This is a genomic window from Arthrobacter zhaoxinii (assembly GCF_024385505.1).
In the GTDB taxonomy this organism is placed as follows: domain Bacteria; phylum Actinomycetota; class Actinomycetes; order Actinomycetales; family Micrococcaceae; genus Arthrobacter_B; species Arthrobacter_B zhaoxinii.
Window position 1 is genome coordinate 490,357 of sequence record NZ_JANFLT010000006.1, and the last position, 26,452, is coordinate 516,808.

Annotated in this window: 21 protein-coding genes and 1 pseudogene; 16 read left to right on the plus strand and 6 right to left on the minus strand. The window is 65.4% G+C overall.

Features of this window, described 5'->3' with window-relative positions:
• Positions 1 to 2 precede the first annotated feature (2 nt).
• The 3 genes from NNX37_RS13690 to NNX37_RS13700 all read left to right on the plus strand — a co-directional run bounded on the left by NNX37_RS13690 (position 3) and on the right by NNX37_RS13700 (position 3,908).
• Positions 3 to 1,709 (plus strand): sugar transferase, encoded by a 1,707-nt coding sequence (locus NNX37_RS13690; protein ID WP_255793275.1) that lies wholly within the window; start codon positions 3 to 5, stop codon positions 1,707 to 1,709.
• Between the two features lie 166 nt (positions 1,710 to 1,875).
• Complete coding sequence (locus NNX37_RS13695; protein WP_255793276.1) at positions 1,876 to 3,183, plus strand: glycosyltransferase family 4 protein; 1,308 nt, start codon at positions 1,876 to 1,878, stop codon at positions 3,181 to 3,183.
• Positions 3,183 to 3,908, plus strand: a complete 726-nt coding sequence (locus tag NNX37_RS13700; RefSeq protein WP_255793277.1) for an LbetaH domain-containing protein — start codon at positions 3,183 to 3,185, stop codon at positions 3,906 to 3,908. The genes NNX37_RS13695 and NNX37_RS13700 overlap by 1 nt, the downstream gene beginning before the upstream one ends.
• Before the next feature lie 35 nt (positions 3,909 to 3,943).
• Here NNX37_RS13700 and NNX37_RS13705 read toward each other — a convergent pair whose 3' ends face one another.
• Entirely contained in the window at positions 3,944 to 4,600 is a 657-nt protein-coding gene (locus NNX37_RS13705; protein ID WP_255793278.1) for an SGNH/GDSL hydrolase family protein, read from the minus strand.
• Positions 4,601 to 4,812: 212 nt separating this feature from the next.
• Here NNX37_RS13705 and NNX37_RS13710 point away from each other — a divergent pair, with 212 nt between their 5' ends.
• Genes NNX37_RS13710 through NNX37_RS13730 form a run of 5 tightly spaced genes read left to right on the plus strand, consistent with a single transcriptional unit; the run spans position 4,813 to position 10,397 of the window.
• A complete protein-coding gene (locus tag NNX37_RS13710; RefSeq protein WP_255793279.1) occupies positions 4,813 to 5,634 on the plus strand; it encodes a glycosyltransferase family 2 protein in 822 nt (273 codons plus the stop codon).
• Positions 5,627 to 6,850, plus strand: coding sequence for a glycosyltransferase family 4 protein (locus tag NNX37_RS13715; protein ID WP_255793280.1), 1,224 nt, complete (start codon positions 5,627 to 5,629; stop codon positions 6,848 to 6,850). The genes NNX37_RS13710 and NNX37_RS13715 overlap by 8 nt, the downstream gene beginning before the upstream one ends.
• Positions 6,847 to 8,304: an O-antigen polysaccharide polymerase Wzy family protein gene (locus NNX37_RS13720; protein WP_255793281.1), complete on the plus strand. Its 1,458-nt coding sequence runs from the start codon at positions 6,847 to 6,849 to the stop codon at positions 8,302 to 8,304. Before NNX37_RS13715 ends, NNX37_RS13720 begins: the two co-directional genes overlap by 4 nt.
• Positions 8,301 to 9,161, plus strand: coding sequence for a CDP-alcohol phosphatidyltransferase family protein (locus NNX37_RS13725; protein ID WP_255793282.1), 861 nt, complete (start codon positions 8,301 to 8,303; stop codon positions 9,159 to 9,161). The genes NNX37_RS13720 and NNX37_RS13725 overlap by 4 nt, the downstream gene beginning before the upstream one ends.
• Entirely contained in the window at positions 9,162 to 10,397 is a 1,236-nt protein-coding gene (locus NNX37_RS13730; protein ID WP_255793283.1) for an MATE family efflux transporter, read from the plus strand.
• Positions 10,398 to 10,534: 137 nt separating this feature from the next.
• Here the strand turns inward: NNX37_RS13730 and NNX37_RS13735 are convergent, their stop codons facing one another.
• The 3 genes from NNX37_RS13735 to NNX37_RS13745 form a co-directional block, all read right to left on the minus strand.
• A complete protein-coding gene (locus NNX37_RS13735) occupies positions 10,535 to 11,980 on the minus strand; it encodes a polysaccharide biosynthesis tyrosine autokinase (protein WP_255793284.1) in 1,446 nt (481 codons plus the stop codon).
• A 68-nt stretch (positions 11,981 to 12,048) separates the two neighbouring features.
• A complete protein-coding gene (locus tag NNX37_RS13740) occupies positions 12,049 to 12,786 on the minus strand; it encodes a hypothetical protein (protein ID WP_255793285.1) in 738 nt (245 codons plus the stop codon).
• A gap of 62 nt (positions 12,787 to 12,848) precedes the next feature.
• The gene (locus tag NNX37_RS13745) at positions 12,849 to 15,893 is read right to left on the minus strand and encodes a CBM96 family carbohydrate-binding protein (protein WP_255793286.1); all 3,045 of its coding nucleotides are present in this window, start codon (positions 15,891 to 15,893) and stop codon (positions 12,849 to 12,851) included.
• 286 nt (positions 15,894 to 16,179) lie between these two features.
• On the opposite strand from NNX37_RS13745, the gene NNX37_RS13750 reads away from it, so the two are divergent.
• Together NNX37_RS13750 and NNX37_RS13755 are read left to right on the plus strand one after the other, a co-directional pair.
• The gene (locus NNX37_RS13750) at positions 16,180 to 16,632 is read left to right on the plus strand and encodes an adenylyltransferase/cytidyltransferase family protein (protein WP_255793287.1); all 453 of its coding nucleotides are present in this window, start codon (positions 16,180 to 16,182) and stop codon (positions 16,630 to 16,632) included.
• Positions 16,629 to 18,110, plus strand: coding sequence for a glycerophosphodiester phosphodiesterase (locus NNX37_RS13755; RefSeq protein ID WP_255793288.1), 1,482 nt, complete (start codon positions 16,629 to 16,631; stop codon positions 18,108 to 18,110). Before NNX37_RS13750 ends, NNX37_RS13755 begins: the two co-directional genes overlap by 4 nt.
• Here NNX37_RS13755 and NNX37_RS13760 read toward each other — a convergent pair.
• A complete protein-coding gene (locus NNX37_RS13760) occupies positions 18,103 to 18,582 on the minus strand; it encodes a VanZ family protein (RefSeq protein WP_255793289.1) in 480 nt (159 codons plus the stop codon). The two genes, NNX37_RS13755 and NNX37_RS13760, sit on opposite strands and share 8 nt — an antisense overlap.
• 48 nt (positions 18,583 to 18,630) lie before the next feature.
• Positions 18,631 to 20,877 carry a LamG-like jellyroll fold domain-containing protein gene (locus NNX37_RS16570; protein WP_255793290.1) on the minus strand — a complete coding sequence of 749 codons (2,247 nt, stop codon included), beginning with the start codon at positions 20,875 to 20,877 and terminating at the stop codon, positions 18,631 to 18,633.
• A gap of 328 nt (positions 20,878 to 21,205) precedes the next feature.
• Between NNX37_RS16570 and NNX37_RS13770 the strand changes: the two genes are divergently transcribed.
• The 6 genes and pseudogenes from NNX37_RS13770 to NNX37_RS13795 all read left to right on the plus strand — a co-directional run bounded on the left by NNX37_RS13770 (position 21,206) and on the right by NNX37_RS13795 (position 26,443).
• Positions 21,206 to 22,522, plus strand: coding sequence for a cysteine desulfurase (locus tag NNX37_RS13770; protein WP_308206328.1), 1,317 nt, complete (start codon positions 21,206 to 21,208; stop codon positions 22,520 to 22,522).
• The gene (gene sufU / locus NNX37_RS13775) at positions 22,523 to 22,981 is read left to right on the plus strand and encodes a Fe-S cluster assembly sulfur transfer protein SufU (protein WP_255793291.1); all 459 of its coding nucleotides are present in this window, start codon (positions 22,523 to 22,525) and stop codon (positions 22,979 to 22,981) included.
• 779 nt (positions 22,982 to 23,760) lie between these two features.
• A pseudogene (locus NNX37_RS13780) lies at positions 23,761 to 23,916 on the plus strand (sugar transferase); the annotation flags it as partial.
• An 81-nt stretch (positions 23,917 to 23,997) separates the two neighbouring features.
• The gene (locus tag NNX37_RS13785) at positions 23,998 to 24,429 is read left to right on the plus strand and encodes an adenylyltransferase/cytidyltransferase family protein (protein WP_255793549.1); all 432 of its coding nucleotides are present in this window, start codon (positions 23,998 to 24,000) and stop codon (positions 24,427 to 24,429) included.
• Positions 24,426 to 25,649 (plus strand): DUF1972 domain-containing protein, encoded by a 1,224-nt coding sequence (locus tag NNX37_RS13790; protein ID WP_255793292.1) that lies wholly within the window; start codon positions 24,426 to 24,428, stop codon positions 25,647 to 25,649. Before NNX37_RS13785 ends, NNX37_RS13790 begins: the two co-directional genes overlap by 4 nt.
• Positions 25,646 to 26,443 (plus strand): CDP-alcohol phosphatidyltransferase family protein, encoded by a 798-nt coding sequence (locus NNX37_RS13795; protein WP_255793293.1) that lies wholly within the window; start codon positions 25,646 to 25,648, stop codon positions 26,441 to 26,443. Before NNX37_RS13790 ends, NNX37_RS13795 begins: the two co-directional genes overlap by 4 nt.
• The last annotated feature ends 9 nt before the right edge of the window (positions 26,444 to 26,452 follow it).

Consider the following 26,452-nt stretch of genomic DNA (forward strand, 5'->3'; position numbering starts at 1 on the left):
TTATGGGTGCTGATATACACCCCCGGCTTATGCCGGGTGCCCCGGCATTGGGAGCGTTGCCTCCGGCAGCCGGCACCGATGCTGCCGGTACGCAGCTGACCACTGATCCTCAGCCCGTGACGGCCGGACCGGCTGCCGGTCCGCTGCCGACCCGTTCCGCGGAGACTGGCGCGGTGACGGCCGATGTGCTCGCAGCGCCTCCGGCCGTGTTGCCGGGGGAATCGTTCGTCTTTCCCAGCTTCACCGCCCGGCGGCCGTTCGGCAGGACCGGCCACCCCAGAAGTGCTGCCGTTGCGTGGAACCGCAAATACTCACGGATCATCACCGCTGCGGATGCAGTGGTGGTGTTCGCGGCGGCACTGGCCGGACACCTGGTGTGGTTCGGCCTGGCACCGGCACCGCTGAAGATCGGCTCGTTCACCACCACGTACCTTGTCGTCTCCGTGGTGGTCGGCTGTGCCTGGATGCTGGCCCTGCACGTCTACCGCAGCCGCGATCCCCGAATTACGGGCATCGGCACCGACGAATACAAGCGCGTCGTTAACGCCAGCGTAGTCCTGCTGGGCGGCCTGGCCCTGGCCACGGTGGTCTTCCAATTCGATGTGTCCAGAGGGTACTTCGGACTGGTTTTCCCTGCCGGGGTTGGCGGCTTGATCTGCTCCCGGTGGCTTCTGCGCCAGTGGCTGCAGGCCCAGCGGCAACGTGGGCGGTACCTCTCCAAAGTCGTGGTGCTGGGGCGCCCCCGGGACGTGCGGTACGTCGTCCACCAGATCAACGCCAAATCCCGTGCCGCCTACCAGGTGGTGGGTGTGGTTTTGACGGGCAGGCAACGGGCGTGGCTCGACGTGGACGGGACGCGTCTGCCGGTGGTCTCCGACGAACATAAAGTGGTTGACGCCGTGGCCCGGCTCCGGGCCGATGCCGTGATTGTTGCCGGTCAGACCAAGGGTGGAAGCCGTTACGTCCAGGAACTCGGCTGGGAGTTGGAGGAATCGTCGACCCAGCTGATCCTGACCACCGGGCTGACGAACGTAGCCGGCCCGCGGATCCATTCCCGTCCGGTGGAGGGCCTGCCCCTGATGCATGTGGAGCTGCCCCAGTACACGGGGGGCAAGCATGTCCTGAAGCGGGGACTGGACATTGTCCTCTCCGGGGCAGCCCTGCTGGGCCTGGTTCCCGTCTTTCTTCTCCTGGCCGTCCTGGTCCGCCGGGACAGCCCGGGACCGGCGCTCTTCCGGCAGGAACGGGTGGGCCGTGGCGGAGAAGTCTTCGAGATGCTCAAGTTCCGGTCCATGGTGCAGACCGCCGAGGATGACCTGGCCGGCCTGCTGGACCGAAACGAGGGCTCGGGGGTGCTGTTCAAAATGCAGCAGGATCCCCGTGTCACCCGCGTGGGCCGCTGGATGCGGAAGTACTCCCTCGATGAACTGCCGCAGCTGTGGAACGTTTTCCTGGGCCATATGTCCCTGGTCGGCCCCCGCCCCCCGCTGCCCCGCGAAGTGGCCCAGTACGGCAACCGGGTGCACCGCCGCCTGTACATCAAGCCAGGACTCACCGGCATGTGGCAAATCAACGGCCGGTCGGAACTCAACTGGAAAGACGGTGTCCGGCTGGATCTGTACTACGTCGAAAACTGGTCGCTTGCCGGCGACCTCATCATTCTCTGGCGCACGGTGCAGATGCTCCGCCGGCCAGTGGGCGCGTACTAGCAAGTTCCTTTCCGGCTTCGGCTGGTCTCACCACTAAGAAAGCGGAAACCATGAAGAACACAGTAGTCGCCGGTGATGGCCGGGGGCCTTCTATCTCCCCGCACAGCGGACCGGAGCGGACCTGCACGCGGTTGACGGACCAGGTTCCAGAGCAAAGGGCTTAGCTATGCGTATCCAGATGCATGATTTTTCCGGTCATCTCTTCCCAGCTGAGCTGTCGCGTGAACTGGTGGCCCGTGGGCACTTCGTGGACCACGTGTATTCGACCCAGTACGCCAGCGGGAAAGGGACGTTGGAACGGACAGCGGATGATTCGGAAAGGCTCAGGTTTTCACCGCTGACCGCGGAGCAGCCGTTCCAGAAGTACAGCCCGCTGGGGAGGGTCCGTTTCGAACGGTCCTATGCAGCGGTGTGGCAGGAACACGTCCGGGCTACTGCACCTGACTGCGTTGTGGCCTGCAACATGCCGTTGTTCGCCCTGGACGCCTTCCGGCGGACCGCTGCCCGCCGGAAACAGCCCTGGCTGCTCTGGCACCAGGACCTCTTCAGCAATGCCATTTCCGAGGAGCTCAGCCGGCGGCTGCCCGGGCCGGCTGCCCTTGGCGGCCGTGACCTGGTGCGCCGCATGGAGGCGGGGGTGGTGCGCTCAGCCACGCAGGTGGTGGCGATCGGTGAGGAGTTCCGCCAGGCCTACCGGCTCTGGGGATTGACCACGGACCACGTAACGGTGATCCCGAACTGGGCGCCGCTGGATGAGATCACGCCGCGTCCACGGGAAAACGCCTGGTCGGCACAGCATCTGCCGGCCGGGACGGAACTGCGGCTGCTGTACGCAGGAACCCTGGGCCGTAAGCACAATCCGTTGCTGTTGGCCGGGCTGCTGCGGTCGGCGCTGGCCGCAGGTCTGCCTGCACGGCTGATCGTGGCCTCGGAAGGGGACGGGATCGAGATGCTGCGGGAGGACCTTTGCCAGGAACCACAGCTTCCGGTCACGCTGCTGCCCTTCCAGCCGGCAGCAGAGTTGCCGGATATGTTGGGGTCAGCTGACGTTTTGGTAACCATCCTGGAGCCCGGGGCCTCCCGCTTCTCCATTCCCAGCAAGGTCCTCTCTTCCCTCGCTGCCGGCCGGCCTGTGCTGGGACTGATGCCCGAAGACAACCCTGCTGCCGCTGACATCCGGGCTGCAGACGGGTTTGTGGGTCCCCCCACTGACTTCGGGATCGCCGGAGGCGTGGGATGGCTGCGCCGGTTGCACCGGAATCCGGCGGCTGCCCAGGCGGTGGGAGACAAGGGGCGCGCCCTGGCGGAGACAAGGTTCGGCATCGGGCCCATCACTGACCGCTTCGAAGCGGTGCTGCGGACCACGGTTCCCGGGATTCCGGAGCCGGATGGGCAGCCGGAGGCCGGTGCCGCGCCTCGGCTTCGCCCCGCTCATGCTGCCTCCCCGCGGGGCTTTTTGCGGAAGGTGTCCTGATGCTTCGGCACGAGCTGCCCCCGGGGTCCCCTGAGGACAGTCAGCGGCAGCAGGACGGCCAGGGGCCGGAGGACAACGGGGGAACCCGGCTGCCGCGTCGTCATCCTCCGGTGATTGATCTTTCCCAAGCGCCCGGGACAGGTGAATCATGGGGGCGGCCACGGGCAGTGGTGTACCTCTGGTCCGCCTGCGAACTGCTGTTCGTGTCGAACCCGTGGCAGATCAGTTCGCGCCTGCGCGTAGCTGTGCTGCGGGCGTTTGGTGCAGAGATCGCCGACGGCGTCATCTTCCGTCCGCGGACACGAGTGAAGTCACCCTGGAACCTGCACATCGGAGAGCGCAGCTGGATCGGCGACGGCGTCTGGTTCCACAACCAGGACCACATTTATGTGGGCGCTGACGTCGTGATTTCCCAGGAAACGTTCCTCACCACGGGCAGTCACCGCGTGCGCAGCGACATGGGGCTGATTACCAGTCCCATCCGGATCGGTAACGGCGCCTGGATCACCTCCCGCTGCATCGTGCTCGGCGGCGCACGGATCGGCGAATCCGCGGTTGTACAGCCGATGACAACCGTCAAAGGCGAGGTGGGAGCCAACCGTGTGTTCGGAACGCCGCTGCCGCCGGTGGAACTGGGCGACCGGTTCGCTCCGGTAAAAGAGCCCCGTGAAGCTGATCTCCGTGCAGCCAATGCCGGTGAAGCCGAGCCGCGGGAGCGGGCATGAACGGGGCGGGGAGGAACGGCCGGGAGCATCCGCAACTACGGAGCAGGCTCCTCAATGACGTCCTCGAGGAGAGGGAGAATTTTCGAGGCGAGGTAGGCATGGCCCTCATCCGTGGGATGGATCCCGTCCGTGCCGATCAGTCCGTCTTCGGAGCCGGCAAACCAGCCCTCGGCGAGGGCATCAATGTAGACGACATCCTCATCGGACGCGGCCCGGGCCATCGCATCATTATTGGCGGAGATGAAGTCAGGAACGTCGGCGTCCACCCACACGGGTCCGACAACAACAACCTTCGCGTCGGGAGCAATGTTCTGGATGTCGGAGTAGAGCGACTGTGCAGCGTCGTACATCGTGTTGTCGTCCTGCCGGCCGTCGTTGCGGCTGCCGAAGACCAGCACAACATCAGCGGTGGGGCGCAGCCGGAGGGTGGCAGCCTCCCGGAAAACCAGGTCGGTGGTGCCGCGGGCCAGATAGCCGGATCCGGGCTGGGCAATCACATTCAGCTCGACGCGGGAGCCCTGGTCATAGAAGCGGGTGCCGACCACCTTGGTCCAGTTGGCGGATCCGTTGCCGCCCTCGGCGGAGCCGCCCACATAGGAGTCACCCAGGATATCGATCTGGGGAACCTTCTCCACGGGTTGCGTCGTGCGGGCAGGGCGAGGAGCGCCGTTCGCCTCCTGCGACTGGGACATCGCGTAAAAAGTCAGCAACCCGGCGGCGATGACGAGGCCCACGAACCCAAGGACTCGGGGCCACCGGCGGATGGAATGTGAAGTTCGGCGATTATCGCGTCGAGTTGGCATTCCTAAATATTAGCCGAGCGGCGTCTCCGGATAAATGCTTATCGCAAACAACATAATACTTATTTCAGGGGGGAAACTACGTGAACAAAATACCTGTTACCGTGTTAATTCAAACAAAAAACGAGGAAAGGGGAATTATCGCCTGCCTGGCCGGTCTCAAAGAATTTGACGAGGTTATTGTTGTTGATTCCAACAGCACCGACCGCACCGCTGAGCTGGCCAAGGAAGCCGGCGCTTCGGTCATCAACTTCACATGGGACGGCAGATTCCCGCAGAAAAAGCAGTGGATGATCACCCAGGTGGACACCCGGAACGAGTGGTTGCTCGTAATGGACGCAGATGAGTTTCCCACGCCGGAACTGGCCGCCGAACTCCGGTCCATAGCCGAAGACCCTGCCGAAGTCCGGGTGGCGTTTGACGTGCCGGTGGCCTACCACTTTGCGGGTGCGGAGCTGAAGCACGGACACCGCGTGGTGAAGCGGACTTTCCTCCGGCAGGGGATGAACTCCTACCCCAACATCGATCTGCTGCATTTTCCCGGTATCGGCGAACAGGAAGCGCACTACCAGCCGGAAGCGCACGGTCCCGTGGGAAGGACCACCGGCAAACTGGCCCACAATGACCTGGATCCGGTCCGGACATGGTTTGACCGGCACAACCTCTATTCGGATTGGGAAGCCTCGATCCGCACCCATGCCGAAACCCGGGGCAGCGTCCGCGCGTCCAAGACCAGCCAGGGGCGCCGGTTCGATGCGCTCCCGCTGAAACCGCTGGTGTTCTTTCTTTACAGCTATGTGCTGCGCCGGGGGTTCCTGGACGGCAGGCCAGGGTTCGACTATGCGCTGGGCCTGTCCATGTATTACTGGCAGATTGGGCTGAAATCGCGGGAACTGCAGCGGGAGCAGACGGCGGACCATGGATAACACAGCAGATACTCAGCACCGCCGCCTCAGCATCCTGCAGGTCGGGGGACTGGCAGGCCCGGGTGCGGCCGCGGGAGGAGTCTGGGCGGTTGCCCGGACCCAGAGGGCAGCCCTGGCGGGACTTGGCGAAACCGTCGAACTGGTGGGCGGCTGGCTGGGCAGGGTGCCGAAGACCGATAACACTGCGAACGGCGAGGACCCGGTGACGCTGTTCCGGGTTCGGCGGCCGTTCCCCGGCGCCCGCCTGCGCGGACTGGTGAGTCTGCGCCTTCCCCGTTACGTGGCGGCACGCGCCGCATCATCGGACGTGGTCCAGGTTCATTTGTGCCGCGATTTCATCACCACCGCGGCTACGGTGCTGCTCAGCCGGAGAAACACTCCGGTCATTGCACAGTCCCACGGGATGCTGGTGCCCTCGCGCTCGCTGCCGGTACGGATCTACGACACTGCCATCACGCGGTGGCTGGTCCGCATTCCGCGGCTCTGGCTGACGCTGACTGAGGATGAGGAACGCGGTCTGCAACAACTGGGCGTCGATCCTGTGCGGATGCGCCGGGTGGTTAATGCAACGGTTGCCTCCGACCACGTGTGGTCGGATCCGGAGCAGCAGGTGTTCCTGTTCGCTGCGCGGCTGGCTCCCCGGAAACAGCCCGCGGTGTTTGTCCAGGCGGCTCTGGAAGCGCTCGACCGTGGACTGGACGCGCACTTTATCCTTGCCGGCCCTGACCAGGGGGAGGCCGCCCGGGTTCGGGCCATGATCGCCGCATCGGCACATGCGGAACGATTCGAGGTGTCAGGGGAACTGACTCCGGCGCAGGTGCAGAGCGCCATGGCCGCCTGCACGGCGTATGTCCTGCCGGCCTTAAACGAGCCGTATCCCATGTCGGTAATCGAGGCAGCGGCTGTGGGAACACCGCTGATCGTGACTTCCGAATGCGGTCTTGCGGATGACCTCTATGAGGGTGATGCTGCAGTGCTGGCGGAGCCGACAGCAGATGCGTTCTGCCGGGCCATGCTGAATGTCGGCGCTGACCCGGACCGCCGGATTGAGCTGGGAGCAAACGCGCGCCGGGTGCATCAGCGGCTGTGGTCTGCTGAACGGCTGGCTGAGGAGCTCCGCAAACTCTGTTTGGAGGCTCTCGAAGAGACGGCCGGAAGTAGTTGGGAAACCATCAAGCCTGCCGAACCTGTCCAGCAGAACGGAGGCCGGCTATGAGGACCAATCAGCTAGGACGTCGGCCTGCCCCCGTTTCCGGCGGCCCCGGGGCTGACACGCGGCCCGGCGTACGCACCGCCGTCGCGCTTGTGGCCTTTCTGCTGTTCGCCGTGGTCTTTCCGTTGGAGATCCGGGATGCCGGGGCCGTCTATTTCACCGACGCCGACTTCCTGATCCGCTATGCCGTGGCGCTCTATGCGGCCGTGAAGCTTGCACTGCTGCTGTGGCACAGCGACATACGCCCCATGGCTGCGGTGTTTTGGATTTTCGTCTACACCGGCATGGGACTTGCACCGTTGGCCCAGCTGACCACCGGCCGTTCCACGGCCGTGGCCGTGCAGGTGGACGACGTTGCACTGACAACAACCAGCCTGCTCACGTTGGTGGGATGCGTCTGTTTTGACGTCGCCTACCACCTGAGGCTGCGCAAGCACGGACGCGAACCGCAGCTGCGGTTCCGGACGCTGCGCAGCATGGACGTGCTGCGCGTTTTCTCGGTAGCGGCAGTGGTGGCCGCACTGGTTTACGTCGTCCAGGCAGGCGGCCTGTCGGTGTTCTTCCTCAGCCGCCAGGAAGCAGGCCATGCGCTGGATGAAATCAGCCCTGACAGCGGGCATGCCCTGCGCGCCATCATTTCCTCTGCCGGGTCAGTCGGCTGCCTTACGGCGCTGATCTTCTACCTGCATGTCTGGCGCACCCGCGACCGCGCACTGGCTGCAGTGGACGGTCTCCTTATGGCTGCGCTTCTGGCGATGAACATTGTGGTCAACAATCCCGTTTCGAATTCCCGTTACTGGACGCTCGCGGTGCTCTTTGGCCTGATGCTGCCCCTGATCCGCGGGCGGAAGAACTTGTTCAACGCTGCGGTGGTCGGGGGAGTCATAGCGTCCATCGTCATTTTTCCCTTGTCGGACATTACCCGCCGGGCGGGCGGACAGGGGACGCCGGTGAACCTCGACTCGGTCTGGATCGTTATTGCCACTAAGGATTACGACCAGTTCACCATGCTCGCCAACACCTTGGCCTATACCGATAACAACGGCTTCTCCTGGGGTCTGCAGGCCCTGGGGCCGCTCCTGTTCTGGGTGCCGCGCGTCATCTGGGCCAATAAACCGCTGGACACCGGAGTTGAGGTGGGCCAATGGATGAACAGCGTCAACCTCAACCTTTCGGCGCCGCTGTGGGCCGAAGCCTGGATCAACTTCGGGCTGCCGGGCCTGATCCTGGTGTTCGCCGCGCTGGGCATGCTGTCACGGCGCCTGGACTCGGGGTTCAGGGCAGAAATCCTGAGCAAGGGGGCGGTCGGATACCTGGGCATTTCCATTCTCGCCGGGTACCTGTTCATTCTCCTGCGCGGGTCGCTGCTGCAGTCCATGGGCCGGCTCATGATCCTGGTACTTTCGGTCGCGATCCTGACCGCTGTCACAAACCGCCGAGAAAGGCTCCAGCCATGAGTCAAACCCTCCCGCAGACTCGGGCCACCTTTCGCGAGTCGTTCAACCAGCTGAAGCAGGCACAGAAAACCCGCAAGGGAGCCCCGCTGTACCTGCTGTACGTCAACCGACCGGCGGGCCGGGCCGTGGCAGCGGCCCTAAGGCACACGCGGCTGACGCCCAACCATGTCACCCTGGCCGGTGCGGTGTGTACCTACGGCTCGCTGGTTTGGCTAGCCTTTGGAGCCGCGGCCGATCTATCGTCGGCACTGGTGGGAGCGCTGCTGGTGGTGGGATACATCCTTGATTCGGCCGACGGACAGCTGGCGCGTCTGCAGGGCACCAGTTCCGCCTTCGGCGAGTGGCTCGACCATGCACTGGACAACGGCCGGATTACGGTCATGCACGTGGCTGCCTTTTGCTTCCTCGCGCGCACCACCGACTACGACCACATTCAGCTGGCCGCCGTGTGTGGACTGTTTTTGCTCTCCAGCTCCTGCATTTTCTTCGGCGGTGCCCTGCTGGATCAGCTGCGCAAGAATCCCCGTGCGCCGAGGGGTGCTAATGCACGGCCTTCGGGGAACGCCGCTGCACCGTCGATGCCTGCTGCCGCGTTTGCCGCAGCCGCAGGCGGGGACGCGAACAGGGACTCGGGCCGGGCCGAAAACCGCCGCGCAAACCGGGCTGACAACCGCCGGATGCTGATGCGGTCAGCTGTAACCCTGCCGGTGGATTACGGCATGACCTGCCTGGCGTTTCTGCTGCTGCCCTGGCCCCGGGTGTTCCTGGCGGCCTATCTGGTGCTGGCGGCAGCACACGTGCTGATGGCCGCGGCGTTCCTGCCGAAATGGCGTTCCGAGCTCCTGGCGCTGGGTTAGGTGGGGGGATTCCGCCGGCTGGTCACCTTCGCGGACCAGGGCGTTTCCAGTGTTTCCAATTTTGTGGCGGTGGCGGTGGCAGCCAATGTGGCAGGTGCCTCCGAGTTTGGCCAGTTTTCACTGGCCTATGCCGGCCTGCTGTTGTTTCTGGGGGGCCAGCGGGCCCTGGTGGGGGAGACCCTGCTGGTGCGGTATTCCCAAACCGGCAAACTGACCCGGGATGTTGCCTCGGCCAGCCTGGGGGCCACCCTGCTGGTGGCATTGCCTGCCGTCATGCTCCTGCTGGCCGGGGCGGTCCTCTCCGGTGCAGAGAACTCCCTCGTATGGCTGGTGATGGCGGCGGCGTCGCCGTTTGTGCTGCTGCAGGACAGCATCCGATACCTGTTCATCTGCCAGGGGCGGCCGGCGCTGGCACTCCTGATCGACGGACTGTGGGCGGGAGGGTCCATCAGTGCGATGCTGCTGGCGGCTCAGTCCGGCAGCGCGCTGTGGGCAGTCCTGGCGTGGTGGGGTGCAGGTGCTGCCGCCGCGCTCGCGGCCGGCCTCATCATTGCCCGCAGCGTCCCGGCTGTTCCTGCCGGCGTCCGCTGGCTGCTGCTCAATAGGGACTTTGCTTTCCGCTACCTTGCTGAATTTGCAGCGCTCAATGCCTCCACGTTTGGTGTGCTGTATTTTCTCGTGTTTCCGCTGGGTGCGGCGGGGGTGGGTGCGCTTAGGGCAGCGCAACTGCTCTTTTCTCCCTTGAACACGGTGTTCAGTGCGATCAAGACAGCAGTCATTCCCGAGCTGGTCCGGACTCGGGGGACCGGGGCGTTCCGCAGCAGGCTGCTCGAGACCTTCGTTCTTGTACTAGTCCTGTGTGTGGGGTGGGCCGCGGCCGTTCTGATGCTGCCGGCATCCGCCGGCGAGTTTGTGCTGGGGGAGACCTGGCACAATGCCTCAGACCTGCGCTGGCCGTACGCGGTTCAGTACCTGGCCATGGTCCCGTATACGGTTCTTCTCGCTTACTTCCGGGCCGTCCAGGTCAACCGGCTGTCCACGCTGATGCGCGGGGTTCTGGCTGTCCTGACTCTTGTACTGCCGCTGGCCCTGGCCCTGGGCGGATCTGCCGCCGCCTCGGCGTGGGGCTTCACCGGTGCGGTCGCTATTGCTGCGGTATGCGGGCTGGTTGCGGTACGCGTGGCCCGAGTCCGTTCCGCGCGGCCTGCGGCGGGCGCTCTCGAACCTGTGGATTAGCCGCGGACAAGGGAAAAGCCTTCCGGGTGATGCGCTTCTGAAGCTGCACACCACCCGGAAGGCTTTTGTTGTTCCCCGTTGTCCGGGACGGCTCCCGGAACGGACCCGGCCCGTAGCGAGCCGGGTCCTTGCCCGGGTTATCCCTTGCTCAGCGCCCTGCTGTTCTGGCTGTCCCGGACAATCGCGGCTTCTGCTTCGGCCACGGGAGAGGCCGGACCGCCGTCGTTGTCGCGGATGACGGGCAGCGGCGTGACGCCGTAATCGGAGAGGTAGGCGGAGTTGGCATCCGGGCCGGAGCGCGGAATGCGGTTGAGGACCGCTCCCACCACATTCGCGTTCACCAGGCTTAGCTGCTCCACAGCCTTGGAGAGGTTGTGCTGGCTGACCCGGGTTGCTCCGACGACCAGCAGGATGCCATCGGTGTGGCGGGTGAGGATCGCGGTATCGGCCACCGGCAGCACCGGCGGAGCATCCAGAATCACCGTGTCGTATTCGGCTTCGAGTTCTTTGACCAGTTTCTGCATGGCATCGGAGCCGAGCAGCTCGGTGGGATTCGGCGGCAGCGGTCCGGAAGTCAGCACCGACAGGCCGCCGGTGCCCCAGTGCTGGGTTGCCTCGGCCAGGCTGGTGCGCCCGATCAGCACGGTGGTTAGGCCAACGCTGCCTTCCAAGCCGGTGGCGCTGGACACCGAAGGGAGCCGCAGATCGGCGTCGACCAGGATTACCCGCTGCCCGCTTTGCGCGATGCTCAGGGCCAGGTTCAGGGCGACGGTACTCTTGCCCTCACCCGCCTGCGAAGACGTGATCACCAGCGACTTCATCTGCTGGCTGACGGCGGCAAACTCCAGATTGGTCCGCAGCTGCCGGAAGGCCTCGGTTCCCGCGCCACCCAGGATGGTCGGGCGGCTGGTGTGCCGCGTGGATTCGGTAATCCCGCCGAGCAGCGGCAGATCGGTGGACTTGCGCAGATCGGCCTCCGTGCGGACATGGCGGTCCAGGACATGGCGGAGGATCGCCACAACCAGCCCGAGGGCGAGGCCGTACAACAGTCCCAACGCCAGGTTCAACGGTGTCTTGGGACTGGAAGCGGACGACGGCGGCTGGGCCGTGTCTACCGAGGTGAGGCGCATGGGGGAGGGCAGTCCGTTGGTGGGCCGCTCCAGATCAGCAACTGAGGTGATCAGGCTGGCCACCACGCCGTTAGCGATATCCGCCGCACGCTGGGGTGAGGAATCCACCGCCTGGATTTCGATCAGGACGGTGTTGCGGGAGGTCCCTGCCTTGACCTTGGTGGCCAGCTCCTGGGGCGTCATGTCCAAGTCAAGGTTCTCAATGACCGGGTTCAGGACCTGGGGCATGCTGACCAGCTCCACGTAGGACCCGACCCGGTTCAGGGAGAAGACGCTGCCCTGCTGGAGTTCGGCGGAGGTTTCAACATTCTGGGTGGAGACAAATAGGTTGCTAGTGGCGGTATAGGTTTTGGGCATCAGTACGGAAATAGCTCCGGCGCTGATCAACCCGATGAGTGCAAATGAGACTATGAGCATCCAATTGCGGCGAAGGATGAGTATTTGTTCGCGCATATCCATTGGTTACCCCTTCCCGTGGATAGGCAGATGATGGAAACAGAAAAAGAAGCTGCAGGTGGACGTCATGAACGGAACCACGTGTAGCACTGGTCCGATTCCACACGTGCAGCGTCAGCGCCGATAGTGACCGGAGCGGACCCGTCGTGAGACCCGAGGAGTTCCCCGGAGCCGGTGTAGACCGTGATGAGACAGCCCTCGGGCTGCCCGTAGGCCCGGTAGATCCCGGGCGCAATCGAGGGTTGCTCGCCGTGAGGCGCAGCCGCTCCTACCGAGAAGACTCCATCGGGGAAGCCCAGCTTGGCCGCTTCCAGGACGGGCAGGAGCTCAGGGCACAGTGCGGCGACGGCGTCGGCGGTGTCCCGCGCCGGGCTCATGATGAGCTCGCTGAGGACCGACTCTTCGTCAATCGCCCTGGCGCTGAGCAGCTGATCGCAGCGTTCCTGGCCAACCTGCAGTACAGCGTTGGGATCACCGCCTTCGGGCACCTTGTCCTGAAGGTACTGCTCCTGCTCCGCCTCGAATGTCGGTTCCGGTGCCGGCTGGGGCGACTGCACCACGGCATCGGGCGCCGTCCCGGTCCCCTCGGCAGCGGACGTTTCGGGCGCGCTGGTCGGAACAGCGGTTCTGCTGCTTCCCGGTGCGGCCGACGACGACGGCTCGCCGGATGAAGCGGACGATGACGGTGAAGCTGACGGCGGCGCTGCTTCGGGTGAGCTGTCGGGGGAACTGCATCCTGTTGCCATACTCAGCATCGGCAACAGCAGCATTCCCAGGAGTGGTGGCTTGAGACCGGTTTTCATGGAGTGTGCCTTCTATCGAATGAACCTGCAGAAAGAGTGCTGCCCCCTTGCAGGGGCACGAGTTAGGGGCCGAAGACCAGTGTCAGGACCGGCCGGCGGCTGGAGGACGCTTCCTTTGTGTAAAACCAGGCATTGTCGGTGCCTGCGCCGGTGATCGCCAGGTCAACGGACTCGGACAGTGCGGCTGAGACAGCTGCGGGATCCAGGTCCACGGAGTAGGCGGTGTTCGTCGCCGTCGGCGAGACGGTGCCCAGCACCGCGCTGCCCAACGTCGGCCGGGTGTTGTAGGTGGTGCCCGCTTCCGTCCAGGCTCCGGTCGCCGTTTGGACACTGTGCCGGTCAACGGAATTGCTGAGGGGATCGGAGGTCGTGTACACCCGCAGGCTGGCCGAAATCAGTCGCATTCCTGCCGGCACGGCGGTGCCGGGAGTAAACCTCAGGTACGAGGTATAGGCCTGCGAGCCACGTGACGCCATGGACGTAGACGTTCCATAAGCCGCATTGGGAGCACTCTGGTTCACATAGGTGTCTGCGGTCGGGGACAGGGACAGGGTCACCGGTTCGGCCGGAGGAGCGCCGGCGACAGTGGCGCTCGCCTCGTCGGACGCCGCGCCGGCATTCCCGGCGGCATCGATGGCCACCACCCGGTAGTAGTAGGTTCCCGGTTCCAGATCCGCATCACTGTAGGAGAGCGCCGAACCGGGGGAGGTGGTCAGCAGGCTGCTGTCCGACGGCGTGAAACCTCTCGTCACCGACCGGTGGATCCGGTACCCGGTGACGCCCACATTGTCGGTGGCGGTATTCCAAGTGAGCGTGGCCGTGGTGCCGCTGACCGTGGCCGACGCACCGGACACGCCGCTGGGTGCGGTGGTGTCGGGAGCCGGTTCCGGCTCAGCGGGACTTCCCCCGCCTGCGGTGTAGTGCTCGGTTACCTGGGCGGTGCTGATGGCCACGGGGTAGGCCGCGAATTCGTCGATGGACCCGGCCAGGTAATTGCTGGTGGGCCGTTCGGGCCAGTTGTTCAGGCTGTCGCCGCCCACCCGCCAGGAGCCGGTGTAGGTTTGTGCGGCGGCTGTCGGACTGGTGGCCACGGCAATGCCGTCCACGTACAGCGTGAAGCCCGAAGCGGTCTGGACTGCCGTTGCGTGGTGCCACGCGTTGTCGTTGTAGGCCTTGGCGGTGCTGACGCTGACCGGGGTGTTGGCCGCATTGAGGACACCGTAGGCCAGTGTCCCGCCGGTGGTCATATACAGGTGGCGGTCCACGATCCCGCTGGAGTTCCGGTCGCCGTGGCGATTGGGCTGGCCGGAAGCGAAGCCGAAGATCTTGCCGCCGCGCACTGTGTCGGTTTTGAACCAGACCTCGGCAGTGTAGATGGTGGGAGCAGCGTACCGCTGCTGTCCGGAGACCTGGTCGTCGACGCCGTCAAACACGCCTGCCGTGCTGCCGGGTACGGCGCCTTCGGTGCCGGCCAGGAGGGGACCCGCGTAGGCAATGCCCCGGTTGTTGCCCGTGGAGGTGTCTGCCGGAGCGGTGGCGCGGCTGTCGTCGAGCCGCCAGTATGTGGAGGCACCGTCACGGAGCACCGAAGCAGGGTAGGGCTGGGTGGCCGTGGCAGTGGTGACGGAAACCTGCGCGGAGAGGGCGCTTGTGCTGGAGCCATCGCCTGCCCTCACCCGGTAGGAGTAGGCAGTGCCCGGCACCGCTGTGCGGTCGGTGAAGGACAGCTGGGGTGTGTTGAACCAGGTGGAGTTGCCGGTCACGGTGCCGAGTGCGGTGCTGCTGCCGTTGCGGTAGATGCTGTAGGTGAGGGCGGAGTCGTCATTGTCCACGCTTTGGGTCCAGCGGATCTGGTTCTGGCCGGCGGCGAAGCTGACTGCGCTGACGTTGGCCGGCGTGCCGGGAGCGGCGGATGCCGGCCCGGGACCGAAGCGGGTCAGGCTCTGCTGAGCGGTGCCGTTGGTGGTGGTGAATTCACCGGCAACCCACAGGACATCGCCGCTGCCCGTGCCGGTGGTCTCCAGTGCCCGCGGGCCCAGGGCTTCCCCGGTGCCGTCATTGGTGTCGGGGCTCCAGCCGAGGAACGGGTACGGATCGTTGATGTCCTGGGCGGAGAGGTGCTTGCGGGTGCCGTCGGGGAAGCCATCCATGCTGGAGCAGTCGTGGACGTGGTGCCCGGAGTAGAGCACGTCCTTGTAGGGCAGCACCGCCTGGGTGGCGCCCTGGCAGGTGTCTTTCCAGATCTGCTCGTAATTGTTGTCCAGGGAAAGCCGGGCCCGGCCGTCGAAGGACCTTGATCCCAGGCCCTCACCGGCGACGTAGAAGCTGGTGCCGTCGCTCGTCACGTCCTTGACCACGGCCGTGGCGGGGATGTAGCCGGCTGAGGGATACGTGCGCACATTGGCACCGGAGGCCTTGTCCACCACGGCCATCGCCCGCGATTCGGCGCCGTTGACAGTGCTGAAGTCCCCGGAAACCAGAACCACGTTCCTGCCCGCCGGGACGTCGAGGGCACGGCCCACGCCGTCAGCCGCCGGCGCCCACGGAAGCAGGCTGCCCGTGGTGCCAACGGCTGCGAAGCGGTTGCGGGCGGTGCCGTTGACAGTGGTGAAGTCACCGCCGAAGTAAACGGCGTCGTCGGTGGCGGCGACGGTCCGCACCGTGCTGTTCACCGTGCCGGGCCGGAAGGAGGTGTCCACCGTGCAGTTCGGAAGGTTGATGGCGGCCAGCCGGTTCGCGGCGACGCCGTTGACCGTGGTGAAATTTCCGCCCACGTAAAGCCTGCGGCCATCGGGGGAAACATCCATGGCCCGCACCGTGGCGCCCGTTCCGCCGGTGAAGGACAGTGCGCATGAGGTGGGCGTGCCCGTATAGGCATCAAAGGCTGCGAAGTTGACTGCTGCCCGGGACTGGCTGTTGCCGGCCGCGGTGCCGGGGGGCCGCACGGAGGTGAAGGTGCCGCCGACGTACATCACGCCGTTGGCCTCCGCCATGGCCCACGCAATGCCGTTGGTCTGCCAGGTGGGGAGCGCGGCGGCAGAGAAAGCCACGCCCGGGGACAGGGCCGTGGCCGGAGCGGCAACGCCAATCAAGGTCGCTGCTGCCACAGCCGCAACCGAAAACATTGCCGCAATCTTTTTATGCACGGCATACCGCCTCAAGAAGTGGGGACGGGCCCGCGGCCCGAAACTGTTTGGAAGCGTAGCTCCGGGCTTCTGCGTGTCACACGGTGGCGTTTACGCGAATCGGTGCCGTGAATACCCGTGCTTCGGGTGCCTTTACTCGTGTTTGCCAGGACCCTACGTGATTGTCCTCAATTCGCTTTACGGGTCCCGAAAATAATCCAAAGATGAATTGATATTTAGCGGAGACCATATCTGGGGGTAGTACAAAATGACAGTTCGGATTGGCTATGCCTCGGGTGTTTATGATCTCTTTCACGTCGGCCATCTGAATTTGTTGAAGCATGCCCGCAGCCAATGCGACTATCTGATTGCAGGCGTTGCCTCCACTGACATGACCCAGCGGCTCAAGGGAACCACTCCGGTGATCCCCCTTGCCGAGCGGCTGGAGATCGTGCGCAGTGTCCGCTATGTCGACGACGTGGTCATTGATGAGCACCTGAATAAGGCCGACACATGGCGTGAAGTGGGATTCAACGTGTTTTTCAAGGGCGACGACTGGCGGGGCACCGAAAAAGGCGACCGCCTGGAACGCGACATGGCTCAAATAGGAGTGCAAGTGGTGTATTTCCCCTACACGGTGACCACCTCCTCCACCGCGCTGCGCCGTGCCCTGACCCTGCTGGAGGGCGGCCGCACCGGGGACGCAGCCCTGAAAGCATGAACTCCCGGCGCGCTCTCGGGCACCCGCTGCGCCCGGCCTCCGGGCTGTCCCGCCGTGAAGTGCTCGTCCTGGGCGCCGCGGGGCTTGCCCTGGCCGGCTGCACCGGAAGGGCTGACGCGGACGGCGAGGCGACTGGCACGCCCGAGCCGGCACCCGTCCACACCATCGAGTCCATGCTGGCAGCTGCCCCGTTCCTGGTGGCACACCGCGGATCCTGGGACAACTGGCCCGAGCACACCATGACGGCTTACCGAGAGTCGGCCAACGCCGGCGCCGTGGCCCTCGAGATCTCAGTCAGCGCCACCTCGGACGGAACGCTGATCTGCCACCATGACCTCAGCACCGAACGCACCACCGGCCGCAAGCTGGTGATCAAGGACTCCACCTACGCCGAGGTGTCGGAGCTGATGGTTGATGCCCGTGCCTGGCTGGGGCCGGAGGCCGTGCCGGAGAAAATTCCGCTGCTCAAGGATGTCCTGGATGCCTTCGCTGCCACCCACGTGCTCTTCATCGATGACAAGCAGGGCACCAACGCCAACGTCTTGCTGGACCTGATGGACACCTATCCGGAGTCGCACAGCCACTTCATCTGGAAGCAGTCAGCGGAAGCTGCGCAGATCGATGCGGTGTCCAAGCGCGGGTACTCCAGCTGGGGGTACTTCACTGTGGAACAGCTGGACCTCGTACCGGCACTCGCGGACAAGTTCACCTATCTGGGCGTCCATCATTCGGCTTCCGATGCTGCACTGGCGGAGGTTGTGTCCACCGGTAAGCCGGTCATCAGCTGGGAGGTGCACACCCGGGAGCTCCGCGACCGGCTGTTGGGGCTCGGCGTGTCCGGACTGATGTGCGCGAACCTTCCGTATTTGTCCACTGACGAGCCGATGGCGACGTCCGACAGCTTCGGCGACGGGATCCGGGCCGCCGGGGACCTGCCGTGGATGGTCAGCCAGGGATGGGACTTCCAACCCGAACTGAAGACTTCCGGGACCCTGCTCATGTCCGCCGCAGCCAACAGCAGCTACCGGATGGGTTCCCTGGGGCCGCTGCGGCGGCAGATCTACAGTATCCAGTTCGACATGCGCTGGCCGGAGGCGCTGCCTGCCGATGACACACTGCACGCCGGCATCGCATTCGGCCAGGACGACGACCGCCCGTACCGGGTCCTGATACCCAGCGACGTGGGCGGCTATCACCTGGTGGTGCGGCTCACCGGGGAAATGACGCTGCTGCTGCGCAGTCCGGGCGAGTCCGGCGGGCTCCGCTTGGGTACGGTGGATACACAGCCGGTCAGGGTCGGGGAATGGATGTCGTTCAAGATCGATATTGACCCGGACAGTATCCGCTATTCGCGGCTCGACGGCGCGGGCTGGGCGGGCAGCACCTCGAACCGCAAGTACCGCGGGGGTTACTTCAGCCTGGCCCGCAACTATTCCGAGGACTGCCCGGTGGAATTCCGCGGTGTGAAGGTCATCTAGTCCGACTCCGCCGTGTGCCTGCACGCAGGCCCCGACCGGTAGCGGCCACTGCTACGCCCAGCAGCGCACCCACGCCGTTGTTCAGCACATCCTGAAGACTGCCCTGCCGCAGGGGCAGGAACAGTTCCTGGAACACTTCGGCGCCCGCCGCCATGCCCAGGCACAGCAGCAGCGCCAGCCACCACCGCCGTGGGGGCAGCAGGAGCGCGGCCAGGAGTCCCAGCGGGACAAAGAGCAGCACGTTGGCAGCTGCTTCCGCTGCAGCGTAGTCCACCCAGCCCGGGAGCCCGTGTTCCTGCAGCCGGCGGATGGCGCGCAGCACCTTACCGTAGACGGGCCGGTCCACTGGCCCGGGAGTCAGGAGGACGCCGCCCATGCAGGCCAGGACCACCGCGGCAGCCAACCCGAGCACGGCGCGCCGGGCCGATCGGCCGCGGCTGCCCTGTTCCGGGGGCGGGCTGCACGTTGCCACGCGCCGGTTACCCAAGTCGGCGCCTCCGGGAAATCCTGCCGGCACCGGCTACCTGCGTCCCTGCTGGTTGTGGGCGGCAACCTGGGCGGCGGTCAACGCTGTGGGATAGACAGCGAATTCGTCAATGGTGCCCTTGAAGTGCCTGCTGGTGGGAGCGTTGGGCCAGCTGGACGGGATCGAATCTCCGCCGATCCGCCAGGATCCCAGGCTGACCGTGTTAGCGGAAACGGTATTGGAGGCAACCTTCACACCGTCGACATACAGAACCATGCCCGCCGGGCCCTGGGTGGCCACCACGTGGTGCCACGCGTCGTCGTTGTACCTCGCGGGCGAGGTGACAACCACCCGGGTGCCGGACCAGGTGCCGAACACGAGGTTCCCGGCGTCGCTCATGTACACGTGGCGGTCATAGACGCTGCTGTAGCCGAGGAAGGTTCCGTTGCGCCGGGGCTGCGCATTGCCGAAACCCAGGATCTTCCCGCCGGTGGTCGTGTTGGTTTTGAACCAGGCTTCGGCGCTGAATACAGTCGGGGCGCTGACGCGCTGCTGGCCGAAGATCATGTCGTCGACGCCGTCGAAGCTGGCCGCGCGGTTGTTGTCGCTGCGTAGGGCTCCGACGGATCCCGAGGGTTTCGCCCCGAGGTTGGGCAGGCCCATCTTGTTGCCGTTGGAGGAATCCGCTGCCGCTGCCAGGGAATCACCCAGCCGCCAGTAGGTGATGGCGCCGTCGGCCCGGACCATGGCTGGATACGCGGCGGCCGAGGTGGCCGTGGTGATCTGCACCTGCGCGGACAGGGCACCGCTGCGGCCGCTGGGATCGGTGGCCTGCACCCGGTAGGTGTAGGAGGTGCCCGGCACCGCAGTGGTGTCAGTGAAGGAGGCCTGCGGCAGGTCCCACCAGCGCGACGACGAGTTGACGGTTGCCAGCGGAGTGGCGGAACCGTTGCGGTAGACCCGATAGGTGAGCTCGGAATCGTCAGGGTCGGAGGTGGACTGCCACCGGATGGTGTTCTGGCCGGAGGCCCGCGACTCGGCGCTGACAAACTTTGGGACGCCGGGACCAGCGGTGCCGGGGCCGGGACCGAACCTGGTCAGGCTCTGCTGCGCGGCGCCGTTGACGGTAGTGAATTCCCCTCCGGTCCACAGCATGTCCCTGCCGCTGCCGGCGCTGGTGTGCGCCAGGGTGCGCGGGCCGATTTGTTCACCCTGGCCGTCATTGGTGATCGGGTTCCACTGGTACATGGGCGAGGGTCCATTGATGCTCTGTGCGCTTAGGTGAACCCGCGGTCCGTCGGGAAAGGAGTTCATGCTGGAGCAGTCGTGGGCGTGGTGCGCCGCGTAGAGCGTCGCTCCGTAGACGGAGACGGCCTGGGTGGCACCGAGGCAGGTGTCCCGCCAGATCTGGTTGTAGGTGGTCAGGTCCAGCCGGGCGCGGCCGTCAAACACCCCGCCGCCGGTGCCCTCATTGCCGATATAGAAACTGGTGGCGTCGGAGTCGATGGACTTTACCGTGGAGGTTTTTGGAATAAAGAAGTTGGGGTACGTGCGGATGTTGGCGCCCGTGGTGTTGTTCAGGACCGCCAGGGCCTTTGAATCGGCACCGTTCATGGTGAGGAAATCCCCGCCGGCCAGCACGATGTTCCGTCCGGCCGGGACGTGCAGCGCCCGCACCGGCTGGTCGGCCGACGGCGCCCAGGGCAGCAGTGTGCCGGTGGTGCTCACGGCGGCCAGCCTGTTCCGCGCCGCACTCCCCACCGTTTTGAAGTCCCCGCCGAAGTACACTGCGGAGGCCGTTGCCTCGATGGCACGGACGGTCGTGTTGACCGCCGCCGGCTTGAAGTTGGTGTTCACTGTGCAGGAGGGCAGGTTGACGGCTGCGAGCTTGGTGGTGCCCACGCCGTTCACCGCTGTGAAACTTCCCCCGATGTACAGCGTCCTGCCGTCAGGGGAAACGTCCAGGGCCCGCACCGTGGCGCTGCCCCCGGTGACCGAGAGGGAACAGCCGGCCGGGTTCCCGGTATAGGCATCAAGAGCGGCAAAGTTCACGGCGCTCACCGACCCGGCACCGCCGGCGGCGACTTTGGGCGGGCGGATGGCGGTGAAGGTGCCTCCGACATACATGACCCCGTTGGACTCGGCCATTGCCCAGACAATTCCGTTGGTCTGCCAGGTGGGCAGGTCCGAGGCGGCGAACGACACTCCGGGGGAGAGGGCGGCCGACGGAGCGGACACCCCGATCAGAGTGCCGGCGGCGAGTACGGTCCCGGTGAGTACTGCAATGAGTTTTCTGCGCACGATGATCAGACCCCTGGCTTGTGTTTCCCCGGCACGCCTCATCAAGACGTTCCCCCCCCCCGACGCCGCTGCAGGACGTTTCCCTAACGGAACGTAATGCCTGCGGCTGCACCCGGAAATGCGTACCGGTACGCGCATTCGCAGGAACACCTGCGTAGTGGCGCAGGATCCTGGCCACGGGTGACCCCGTACCGGGGCGGGGAGGAACTAAGGCCCGGCTCAGATGCGCTCCGAGGGCGGCAATGGGATGATTAGCAAAGAGTTCCGTTGCGTAATGGTGCAGATCACCTGATGCGCACATCCGACGGCCAGCCAAGGAGATTTTTCCGTGCCTGTGGTTTCCACCCCTGATACCCTCCGGCCCGCTCACGGGCCCTTGGACAACGCCGAAGTGCTGCGCATCCGCAACGACTTCCCCATCCTGAACCAGCAGGTCAACGGCAGGCCCCTGGTCTACCTCGATTCGGGTGCCACGTCCCAGAATCCGCTGAGTGTCATTGAAGCCGAGCAGGAGTTCTATGAGCAGCGGAATTCCGCCGTCCACCGCGGCGCCCACACCCTTGCCGTTGCGGCGACCGAGGTGTACGAGGATGCGCGCGCCAAGGTAGCCGGGTTCGTGGGTGCGGGCCCCACTGAGATTGTCTGGACCTCCAACGCCACCGAGGCACTGAACCTGGTGGCCTACGCCTTCTCCAACGCCGCCGTCGGCCGCGGCGGGGAAGCGGCCCGCCGCTTTGCGCTGGGCGAAGGCGACGAAATTGTGGTGACGGAAATGGAGCACCACGCCAACCTGATTCCGTGGCAGGAACTGGCGGCGCGCACCGGAGCGACTCTGCGGTTCATTCCCGTGGACAACGACGGCGCGCTGCGGCTGGAGGAGGCCGAGCGCATCATTACCGGGCGCACCCGGATCGTGGCGTTCACCCACGCCTCCAACGTGCTCGGAACCATCAACCCGGTTCGGGCACTCGTCGACATGGCGCACCGGCAGGGGGCGCTGGTGGTGCTGGACGCCTGCCAGTCCGTGCCGCACCTGCCCGTGGATGTGAAGGCCCTGGACGTGGACTTCGCCGCGTTCTCCGGGCACAAGATGCTTGGCCCCACCGGCATCGGCGCCCTCTACGGCCGGGCCGAACTGCTGGACGCGATGCCCACCTTCCTGACCGGCGGCTCCATGATCACGACCGTGACCATGGACAAGGCCGAATACCTGCCCGCGCCGCAGCGCTTCGAGGCCGGAACCCAGCGCATTTCGCAGGCCATGGCCCTGGGCACTGCCGTCGACTACCTGCAGGAAACCGGGATGGACCGCATCCATGCCTGGGAGGCGCAGCTGGGTCAGCGGCTGGTGTCCGGCCTGGAACAGATTGACGGTATCCGCGTCCTCGGCCCGAAGGCGGGCGTGGAGCGGATCGGGCTGGCGGCGTTCGACGTCGCCGGCGTCCACTCCCACGACGTCGGCCAGTTCCTGGATGACCAGGGCATCGCCGTCCGTGTGGGCCACCACTGCGCCCAGCCGCTGCACCGGCGCCTGGGGCTGGTCTCCACCACCCGCGCCAGCACCTACCTTTACAACACCACCGACGACGTCGATGCCTTCCTGGCCGCAGTGGCCGGCGTCCGTCCCTTCTTTGGAGTGAAATAAATGAGTTCTGACCTGCAGCAGCTGTACCAGCAGATCATCCTGGAACACGCCAAGCGGCGCCGCGGCGACGGGCTGGTAGATGTTCCGGCCGGCGCGGTATCGGGGGAGTCCCACCAGCTCAACCCCACCTGCGGAGACGAGATCACGCTGCGCGCCGTCGTCGACGGGTCCACCGTGGAGGGGATCAGCTGGGAAGGCCAGGGCTGCTCCATCTCCATGGCCTCGGCCTCGGTGCTGACCGAAATGGTGGCCGGGCTGGACCGCGGGGAGGCAGCCGGGCTGGTGGAGGAATTCCGGACGCTGATGCGTTCGCGCGGAAGCATCGAACCGGACGAGGAAGTCCTGGGCGATGCCGCGGCCTTCGCCGGAGTGGCCCGCTATCCGGCCCGGGTCAAGTGTGCCATGCTCGCTTGGGTGGCGCTCGAAGAGGCCCTGGACCAGGCCGCACCGGCGGCCTAGGGCCCCGGCGTCTGCAGGTAGCCACCCGGAAAATCACGCGGGCAGTCGCCGCTATCAAGGCCGGGCAGCAGCACCTCTACATGGGCAACCTGGAGTTTCCTATCTCAGCCCGTCGCTGCATCTAGTCCGACTGACCCGGCGGGAACATGAAATCGTGGACCTGCTGCTCTCCGGAGCTAGCCGCCGGGCGCACCTCGAGTCGGCCTACCGGGCCCTGGAACCCGGGCACCGGACGGCGTCGCTCCTCTAGTTTTCCGGCGGAAAGCGCAGCAGTCCCGGTAGCGCCGGGGTACCCCTGCCCGCGGATACCAGTGGTAACAGCAGCCCCTGCAGTACCAGCAGTCCCGGTATTTCCAGTACCCGCGTAGCAAAACAGGTAGACGCCCTGCGGTGCGGAGCACGATCGCCGGTCCATCCGAGTACCCGGTACTCGTGTCGGGGGCAAGTGGCCCTCCTAGATTGATGTCCGTCGAATAACTCGTGGTCTCCACGAAAAGGAATGACGGCTCGTTATGGGTGCTGATATGCAGCCCCGGCTCCTGCCGGGCGCCCCGGCGTCGGCCGCGGCACGCACGGTCGCCACCGCTGCACCACCGGCGGAAGCGTTCATTTTTCCCAGTTTCGCCAAGCGGCGGCCTTTCAGCGGGGCCAGCCATTGTAGAAGTGCCGCCGCTGCCTGGGCCCGCAAATACTCGCGGATCATCACCGTGACGGACGCCGTGGTGGTCTTCGGGGCGGCCCTGGCCGGGCACCTGGTCTGGTTCGGCCTGTCACCGGCCCCGCTGATCCACTCCCGGCCCGTCGAGGGCCTGCCGCTGATGCACGTGGAGCTGCCTCAGCACTCCGGCGCCGCGCTGCTCGCCCTGATACCGGTGTTTATCACCCTTTCAGTGCTGATCCGCCGGGACAGCCCCGGTCCGGTGATTTTCCGGCAGATGCTGCACGATCCGCGGGTCACCCGGATGCGCCCCCACCCGCCCATCCAGCCAAACGTCCATGACAGGGAGACAGGAAAGATGGCCATCCGCATCGGCTACGCCGCAGGAGCTTATGACCTGTTCCATGTGGGGCACCTGAACATCCTTAGGCATGCTAAGGCCCACTGTGACTATCTCATCGCTGGAGTTGTCTCCGATGAACTGTGTGAGGCCCGGAAAGGCCATCCGCCGGTCATACCCCTGGCCGAACGCCTCCAGATCGTAGGGGGACTGCAGTGCGTGGACAGCGCAGTTCCCGAACTGCTCCCAGACAAGCTGCAGACCTGGGAAGAACTGCGCTTCAACGTGTTCTTCAAGGGGGACGACTGGCGCGGCACACCGGCTGGCACGGCGCTGGAAGCCGCTTTTGCCGCCGAGGTTGTCTATTTCCCCTATACGGTCCACACCTCCAGCAGCCGGCTGAGCCAGAGCCTGGAGGTCCTAAACTCGAGGGCAGGACGGCGGCTATGAAAGCGTCCCCAACGCATCGCGCACGCGTCACCCTGCGCATCGCACTGCTGGGCACCCGCGGGGTGCCCGCCCGCTACGGGGGATTCGAGACCTGTGTGGAGGAGGTAGGCCAGCGGCTGGCAGCCCTCGGACACAAAGTAAGCGTCTACTGCCGCACCGACAGCGAAAGCGACACCTCCGAAACCGAGTACCTCGGTATGGACCTTGTGTACCTGCCGGCCCTGCGGAGGCGGGCGCTGGAAACGCTCAGCCATACGGGACTCTCCGTTTTCCACCTGATGCTGCACCGGCCGGATGTGGCCATTGTCTTCAACGCGGCCAACGCGCCATGGCTTCCCATCCTGCGGGCAGCGCGTATTCCGGTGGCCACCCATGTGGATGGACTGGAATGGAAACGGGCCAAATGGGGGCCGACGGGGCAGCGGTACTACCGGATGGCGGAAGCGGTTGCCGTGCGGTTCTCGGATGCGCTGATTGCCGATGCACGCGGTATCCGGGACTACTACCGGGATGAGTTCGACGCCGAAACGCATCTGATGGCCTACGGTGCGCCGATCCTCACCGATGCGGCCGCGGACCGTCTTGCCGGGCTCGGTCTTGAACCGGACGGCTACCATTTGGTGGTCGCCCGGCTCGAACCCGAGAACCACGTCCACACCATCGTCGAAGGGTATGTCCGGAGCCGGGCGGAACTGCCTCTGGTGGTGGTCGGGGCGGCGGCCTATGCCCGGAAATATGTCAGCGGCCTGCACTCCTGCGCGGATGAACGGGTGCGGTTCCTTGGCGGAATCTGGGACCAGGAACAGCTGCAGCAGCTCTATGCGAATGCGCGCCTCTACTGGCACGGACACTCCGTGGGCGGCACCAACCCCTCCCTGCTGCGGGCGATGGGAGCAGGAACCGCCGTGAATGCCTTCGACGTCAATTTCAACCGGGAGGTCCTAGGGGAGTGCGGCTGGTACTTCCGCCTCCCTGCTGACATCCCGGCACTCATCGAAGCTGCGGAAGGTCCGGTGTCAGATACAACGCTGCGGGCTAAGCAGTCCCAGGAGCGGGCCAAAAGCTACGACTGGGGGCAGGTCGCCGATGAGTACGAGAAATTATGCCTGGGACTGGCCTCGGGCAAACTGAAAGGGCAGCACGCCCGTTTCGGCCGGGGGTTCCTCTGGGCGCCGCGCCGGACAGCAGGGAGGCCTGTGCACGGGGCGGTGGGACCATGAGCGGCCGCCGGCGGGAAGTAGCCGGCGCCCCGTCCCGTCCGGAGCACCTGCCGCACTTCCGCGCCGTGTACGCCCAGCTTGGCGAAGCGCAAAAAGCTGCGGCACGCAGCGCCCCCGCTTACTCCCGGTTCATCAACCGGAGGCTGGGCAGGGTGCTGGCCGCCGCCGCGTTCATGTGGGGCCTGTCATCGAATGCGGTCACCGCGGTGAGCGCCGTCCTCACGTTCAGCGCAGCGACCCTCCTCATTTTCCTGCCGCCGAGCTGGCCTGCGGGAGCGGCAGTGGCAACGCTCCTGCTGCTTGGTTATGCCTTTGATTCAGCGGACGGACAGGTAGCTCGCCTGACCGGCGGCGGCAGCCCGGCCGGCGAATGGCTGGACCACATCGTGGACGCCGTCAAAACCTCCGCACTGCCGCTTGCGCTAGCCGTCGGCCTGTATCGATTCAACGCCGTCGAACACTACTGGCTGCTGGTGCCACTGGCTTTCAGTGCCGTATCCGCTGTGCTGTTCTTCGCAATGATCCTCACCGAACAACTCCGCCGGCAGGTGGGAACTCCGTCGCGGGCGGCGGACCTGCCCGGACGTTTCCCCTGGCTTCGCTCGGTGTTCGTTTTGCCGATGGATTACGGCGTGCAGTGCGTGGCATTCGTGCTTTTGGGCAATCCCGCCCTCTTCCTGCCGGTGTATACCTTCATAGCTGCTGCCACTACAGGCTTTGTTCTGCTGGCGCTCCCAAAATGGTTCCGCGAAATGAAGGCCCTGGCTCCACGGAAGACCGCAACAGCTATGTGAGGAGCAGGG

Bases quoted from the DNA above. Each gene is read 5' to 3' on its own strand.
- NNX37_RS13690 (WP_255793275.1), top strand. From the start codon at position 3: ATGGGTGCTGATATACACCCCCGGCTTATGCCGGGTGCCCCGGCATTG.
- NNX37_RS13695 (WP_255793276.1), top strand. From the start codon at position 1,876: ATGCGTATCCAGATGCATGATTTTTCCGGTCATCTCTTCCCAGCTGAG.
- NNX37_RS13700 (WP_255793277.1), top strand. From the start codon at position 3,183: ATGCTTCGGCACGAGCTGCCCCCGGGGTCCCCTGAGGACAGTCAGCGG.
- NNX37_RS13705 (WP_255793278.1), bottom strand. From the start codon at position 4,600: ATGTCCCAGTCGCAGGAGGCGAACGGCGCTCCTCGCCCTGCCCGCACG.
- NNX37_RS13715 (WP_255793280.1), top strand. From the start codon at position 5,627: ATGGATAACACAGCAGATACTCAGCACCGCCGCCTCAGCATCCTGCAG.
- NNX37_RS13720 (WP_255793281.1), top strand. From the start codon at position 6,847: ATGAGGACCAATCAGCTAGGACGTCGGCCTGCCCCCGTTTCCGGCGGC.
- NNX37_RS13725 (WP_255793282.1), top strand. From the start codon at position 8,301: ATGAGTCAAACCCTCCCGCAGACTCGGGCCACCTTTCGCGAGTCGTTC.
- NNX37_RS13735 (WP_255793284.1), bottom strand. From the start codon at position 11,980: ATGCGCGAACAAATACTCATCCTTCGCCGCAATTGGATGCTCATAGTC.
- NNX37_RS13740 (WP_255793285.1), bottom strand. From the start codon at position 12,786: ATGAAAACCGGTCTCAAGCCACCACTCCTGGGAATGCTGCTGTTGCCG.
- NNX37_RS13750 (WP_255793287.1), top strand. From the start codon at position 16,180: ATGACAGTTCGGATTGGCTATGCCTCGGGTGTTTATGATCTCTTTCAC.
- NNX37_RS13755 (WP_255793288.1), top strand. From the start codon at position 16,629: ATGAACTCCCGGCGCGCTCTCGGGCACCCGCTGCGCCCGGCCTCCGGG.
- sufU (WP_255793291.1), top strand. From the start codon at position 22,523: ATGAGTTCTGACCTGCAGCAGCTGTACCAGCAGATCATCCTGGAACAC.
- NNX37_RS13785 (WP_255793549.1), top strand. From the start codon at position 23,998: ATGGCCATCCGCATCGGCTACGCCGCAGGAGCTTATGACCTGTTCCAT.
- NNX37_RS13790 (WP_255793292.1), top strand. From the start codon at position 24,426: ATGAAAGCGTCCCCAACGCATCGCGCACGCGTCACCCTGCGCATCGCA.
- NNX37_RS13795 (WP_255793293.1), top strand. From the start codon at position 25,646: ATGAGCGGCCGCCGGCGGGAAGTAGCCGGCGCCCCGTCCCGTCCGGAG.